A 5,338-nucleotide genomic window follows, 5' to 3' on the forward strand; every position below is an offset into this window, starting at 1 on the left:
GCCCGGGGCGCTGACGACCGGGCCGGAGGCACGTCAGGGCAGGGCCACTCGGACGGTCGCGGCCCAGATGCTGTCGGTGGACGCCGTGGGAGCGACGGCGCTGCCCCAGGCCAGCACCAGGCGGGTGGGCGACAGCGCGGAGAGGCCGAAGGTGTCCCCGGGCCACACGGTGCCGGTGCCGAAGTCCCGCGAGACCTGGACCGGGGCGGACAGCCAGCCCCTGGTCGTCGAGAAGGTCCGGAGGTACTGGGCGTAACCGCGCGGGTCGCTGCTGGACAGCCAGCCCACGTAGGCGGTTCCGGGCGGGCCGGCGACCACCTGCATGATGTGCGGGACGTCCAGCGTGTCCGCGGGCACCCGGACCGGTGCGGACCAGGTCGAGCCGTGGTCACGCGAGTACGCCAGCCAGCCGGTGTCGCTGTCCGGGCCCTGGGTGTCCCAGGTCGCGTACAGCGTGCCGTCCGGGCCGAGCGCCTCGCTGCCGTCGATCCACCACTCGCTGTTGTTCATCGTCCCGGCGTCGGCGCCGATCCGGACCGGCGGCGACCAGCTCGCCCCGCCGTCGGTGGAGCGGGTGGCGTAGGTGTGGGCGACGGTCAGGTCGTCGGTCGGGATGTCGGTGACGACGTAGCCCTGGTAGAGCACGTCGAGCGAGCCGTCCGGCTCGACCACGACCGGTGCGCTGTCGGCCCCGCTGTTCGGGTAACCGGGGCTGATGTGCGTCATCGGGCTCCACGTCCGGCCGCCGTCGGTGGACTTCTGCAGCACGGCGTTGACGTCGCCGGTGGCGAAGGCGCAACTGCCGCTCGGCGAGCAGACGAAGGTCACGGCGGCCGCGCTCGGCCCGTAGTCCCAGGTGAGGTAGAGCGTGCCGTCCGGCCCGGCGGCGATGAAGTCCCGGTCGCCCCAGTTGCCCGCGTCCGGAGGGGTGATCGCACCGGCCGTCCTGAAGGTGGCGCCGTGGTCGGTGCTGACGTCGACCACGGGATGGGTGAGACCGGAGCGCGCGACCATGAACGCGACGTAGACGGTGCCGTCCGGCGCCACGGTGATCGCCGGGTCCCAGCTCCGGCCGCCCTTCTGGCCGACGCTGCCCGGCAGGGTGACCGGTGCGCCGAACGTCGCCCCGCCGTCCGCCGAGCCCGCGAAACCGATGCCCCTGCAGCCGATCCAGGCGTCGTACACGGCGTTCGCGGCGGGATCCACGGCCTGGATGGTCTCGGCGTTCTGCCCCGCGCACGACGCCGAGAGGTTCGCCGGGGTGCCGATCGTGTACGTGGCGGTCGCCGGCGAGCCGAACTGATCATTCGTCATGGCGGCTCTCGGGGCGTGGCTCCGCCCTGGATCCGGTGCGGCCGGCGCCGGCCCCGCCGCGACGGCGAGGAGGGTGAACCCGGCGCAGAGGCCGGACATCAGGGACCGGAACGGCGTGGTGCGGCGTGCGCCTGCGGGCACGGCTGGCCTCCTGCGGGTGGAAGCGGGTCGAGGGTGGTGGGCCGTCAGCACCGGCGGGCGGCGCGTCCGGCCCCGGACGGGATTCCCCCGCACGCCGCCTCCGAAGCCCCGCGCGGGAACGGCAGGAGCGGTGCACGCGAACGGTTCCGCCCCGCGGCGAACTGCCGTAGCGTGGCCGGGTGGACACCGACGCGTCAGCCTCCCGCCCCGGTTCACGCTCCGCCCGGCACGACGTCGTGATCGTCGGCGGCGGGCACAACGGACTGGTCGCGGCGGCCTACCTGGCGCGCGCCGGACGGCGGGTACTGGTGCTCGAGCGGCTGCCCGAGGTGGGCGGGGCGGCGGTCTCCACCCAGGCCTTCCCGGGGGTGGACGCCCGGCTGTCCCGCTACTCCTACCTGGTCAGCCTGCTGCCGCGGAAGGTGATCCGGGAACTCGGGCTCCGGCTGGAGCTGCGACGGCGCCCCATCGCCTCGTACACCCCCGCCGTCCGCGACGGGAAGCCGACCGGCCTCCTGGTGGACGCCGGGAACCCCGACCGCACCCGCGAGTCGTTCCGGGCGCTGACCGGCGCCGACCGCGAGTGGCAGGCCTGGCGGCGCTTCTACGGGATGACCGGGCACGTCGCCGAGCGGGTGTTCCCGACGCTCACCGAGCCGCTGCCCACGCGCGCCGAGCTGCGCCGGCGGATCGGCGACGAGACCGCCTGGACGGACCTGTTCGAGCGGCCGCTCGGCGAGACGGTCGAGCGAGCCTTCACCGACGACCTGGTGCGCGGCGTGGTCCTGACGGACGCGCTGATCGGCACCTTCACCCACGCCCACGACCCCTCGCTCCTGCAGAACCGCTGCTTCCTCTACCACGTGATCGGCAACGGCACCGGCGACTGGGACGTCCCGGTCGGCGGGATGGGCGCCGTCACGGCCGAACTGGCCCGGGCCGCACGGGCGGCCGGCGCGGAGATCCGGACCGGCTGCGAGGTCACCGCGATCGCCACCGACGGCCGCGGCGACGCCGAGGTGTCCTACCGGCACCGGGACGGCGAGGCCGTCACGGCGGCGCGCCGGGTGCTGGTGAACGCCGCACCGGCCACCCTCGCCCGGCTGCTGGGCGAGGACCCGGGGCCCGCGCCGGAGGGCTCCCAGCTGAAGGTCAACATGGTGCTCCGCCGCCTGCCACGCCTGCGGGACACCGCCGCCGACCCGCGCGAGGCCTTCGCCGGCACCTTCCACATCGCCGAGGGCTACCGCCAGCTGGAGGCGGCCCATGCGGAGGCCCGGGCCGGCCGGATCCCCTCCGCGCCGCCCTCCGAGATCTACTGCCACACCCTCACCGACCCCACGATCCTGGGCCCGGAGGCCGCCCGCCAGGGCCTCCAGACGCTCACCCTGTTCGGTCTGCACATGCCGGCCCGCTTGTTCGAGGACCCGGCGGCCAAGGAACGCGCCCTGGCCGCCTGCCTGGCCCAGCTGGACGCGGTCCTGGCCGAACCGCTCGCCGGCTGCCTGGCCACGGACGCCGACGGGCGGCCCTGCATCGAGGCCAGGACGCCGCCGGAGCTGGAACGCGAGATCGGCCTGCCGGGCGGCCACATCTTCCACCGCGACCTCGCCTTCCCGTTCGCGGCCGACGCCAGCGCGGTCGGTGGGCGGTCCGGCAGCCTCGAGGGGCGGGCCGGCCTCTTCGCCGCCCCGGCGGGCGCCGGCGCCGCCGCCCGGTGGGGCGTCGCGACGGCCCACCCCAACGTCCTGCTGTGCGGCGCGGGAGCCGTCCGGGGCGGCGGGGTCAGCGGCATCCCCGGACACAACGCGGCGCGGGCCGTCCTGGAGGAGGACGGAGGGTGACGGGTCGCACCAGCAGGTGACGGACAGCGATCACCCGGGGGTCGAGCCGGCCAGGACAAACGGCCCGGTTACCGCTTCGCTCCCGTGGCAGGTCACTCCCGGTAGCGATTTACTGAGAGTGAGCAAGGCAGGAGGGAGGCCCTCCGATGGAATGTCCACACCCACCCGGGTTCCACGCCGAGGTCCGGGAACGCTACGTCGCCGCCGTGGCGGAGGTGACCCGCCTGCTGCGGGCCGTTCCCGAGGACCGCTGGACGGCACCCACACCGTGCCCCGACTGGGACGTCCGCGCCCTGGTGAACCATCTCGCCGCACAGCACCTCTGGGTGTGCCAGGCGGTCGCCGGCTACACCCCCGCGGAGATCGGCCACCGCTTCGAGGGCGACGTCCTCGGGCGCAACCCCCTCGGCGTGTGGGCCATGGCCGCCGACACCGCCGTCCGCGCCCTCCACCGCCCCGGCGTCCCCGACGCCCTGGTGCACCTCCCGTACGGGCTGCGCGACGTCGGCGGATACGCCCGCGAACTCACCGCCGAAACCGTCGTGCACGCCTGGGACCTCGCCCGGGCCCTGGGGGAGAACGGCCGCATGCCGCCGGGCGCCGCCCGCTACGCCCTCGCGGAGTTCATCGGCTACCGCAACCTCGCCGGCACCGGCCTGTTCGGCCCGCCGCTCACCCCGGACCCCGGGGCCGACACCCAGGACCAGCTCCTGGCCCTCACCGGCCGCGATCCCCACTGGTCCGCCGAACGCATCTGAGCCGGACGGCGCCGCCGGGGCCGCCGGGGCCGCCGGCCGCGCTGCGGCCAAGGGACGGCATGGTCGGGCAGCGCCGCGGCCCGGTGCGCCCGCCGGCTCCGCCGACCGAGTCCGAGATGTGACGTGACCCTGTCTAGTTCGTTCGCGTCCCGTGTGGTGGGATGTGTGGCCACGGGGTGACGAACGTTTGCTGGGGGTCAGAGGTGCGAAGTGGACGGCTGCTGGGCCTGGACGGGGACGCGGCGCGACTGGTCGCCGTGGGGTTGGTCCGGCTCGGGGCAGCAGAACGGCTGGGTGCCGCCGGTGGGGCACCCGCCTGGGTGAGCGGGCTGCGAGCGGCCTCGTTCGCGGACGCGTGGCTCTCCTTCGGCGACGCACCGGCACCCGGGCTCCGGGTGCCCGCACCCGCCGTCCTGCACGCCGTCGCCGCGCAGGCCGCCGAGCTGGTCCTGCGCTCCTGCGGCGACGACGGCCCGACGGCACTGGGGTGGCTCGGACAGCGGTCCGCCGAGGCCCGCGAGCAGGCCCGCCGGGAGGACGTGACGCACCCGGCCGAACCGTGCGCACTCACCCTGGTCTGGCACGGGGTCCAGGCGCTGGCCACCGGGGACGGCCCGGCCCACCGCAGGCACCTCCAGGCCCGCGCCTCGGCCTACGTGCGGGACCGGTACCGCCGCCAGGACACCCTGGCACTGGTCCTGTGCTGTGCCACGATCGCCGCGGCCGCGCTGGTGGACCTGAGCGACGCCGACCCGCAGCGCGTGGACGGCTGGCTGGAACAGGACGCCGCGCGCGCCATGCCGCGCGTCGGCCCCGCCCCGCTGTGGGTGCCGAGCCGCCTGCCGCAGCCCGCCGGCTGACGCCGCCCCGGCACCGGGCGTCCGCCGCCCGACCCGACCCGGCCCATTCCGTCCCGTTCCACTCGATTCCGTTGCGTTCCGTTCCGGAAATGCGAAAAGGCCCCGCCCGGGAACCCGGGCAGGGCCTTCTCAGAAGAATTGTTCGGCGGCGTCCTACTCTCCCACAGGGTCCCCCCTGCAGTACCATCGGCGCTGTGAGGCTTAGCTTCCGGGTTCGGAATGTAACCGGGCGTTTCCCTCACGCTATGACCACCGAAACACTATGAAACTATCGACCCGCCGACAGGGCGGTCGTTGTTTCAGAACAACACAGTGGACGCGAGCAACTGAGGACAAGCCCTCGGCCTATTAGTACCGGTCAACTCCACCCCTCACAGGGCTTCCATATCCGGCCTATCAACCCAGTCGTCTACTGGGAGCC

Annotated in this window: 4 protein-coding genes and 2 rRNA genes; 3 read left to right on the top strand and 3 right to left on the bottom strand. The window is 74.6% G+C overall.

Annotated elements, in window-relative coordinates; genetic code table 11:
- Window positions 1-33 precede the first annotated feature (33 nt).
- Complete coding sequence (locus ABT247_RS31455; protein WP_350749500.1) at window positions 34-1,314, bottom strand: sialidase family protein; 1,281 nt, start codon at window positions 1,312-1,314, stop codon at window positions 34-36.
- A 320-nt stretch (window positions 1,315-1,634) separates the two neighbouring features.
- Here ABT247_RS31455 and ABT247_RS31460 point away from each other — a divergent pair, with 320 nt between their 5' ends.
- From ABT247_RS31460 to ABT247_RS31470, 3 genes are all read left to right on the top strand, one after another.
- Window positions 1,635-3,299 (top strand): phytoene desaturase family protein, encoded by a 1,665-nt coding sequence (locus tag ABT247_RS31460; protein WP_350749503.1) that lies wholly within the window; start codon window positions 1,635-1,637, stop codon window positions 3,297-3,299.
- Window positions 3,300-3,445: 146 nt separating this feature from the next.
- Window positions 3,446-4,057, top strand: a complete 612-nt coding sequence (locus ABT247_RS31465; protein ID WP_350749506.1) for a TIGR03086 family metal-binding protein — start codon at window positions 3,446-3,448, stop codon at window positions 4,055-4,057.
- A 203-nt stretch (window positions 4,058-4,260) separates the two neighbouring features.
- A complete protein-coding gene (locus ABT247_RS31470; RefSeq protein WP_350749509.1) occupies window positions 4,261-4,917 on the top strand; it encodes a hypothetical protein in 657 nt (218 codons plus the stop codon).
- Between the two features lie 140 nt (window positions 4,918-5,057).
- On the opposite strand, the gene rrf is transcribed toward ABT247_RS31470, so the two are convergent.
- A 5S ribosomal RNA gene (rrf, locus tag ABT247_RS31475) occupies window positions 5,058-5,174 on the bottom strand.
- 71 nt (window positions 5,175-5,245) lie between these two features.
- Window positions 5,246-5,338 (bottom strand): 23S ribosomal RNA (locus tag ABT247_RS31480); the annotation flags it as partial.

This window comes from Kitasatospora sp. NPDC001539 (genome assembly GCF_040298565.1).
Taxonomy (GTDB): domain Bacteria; phylum Actinomycetota; class Actinomycetes; order Streptomycetales; family Streptomycetaceae; genus Kitasatospora.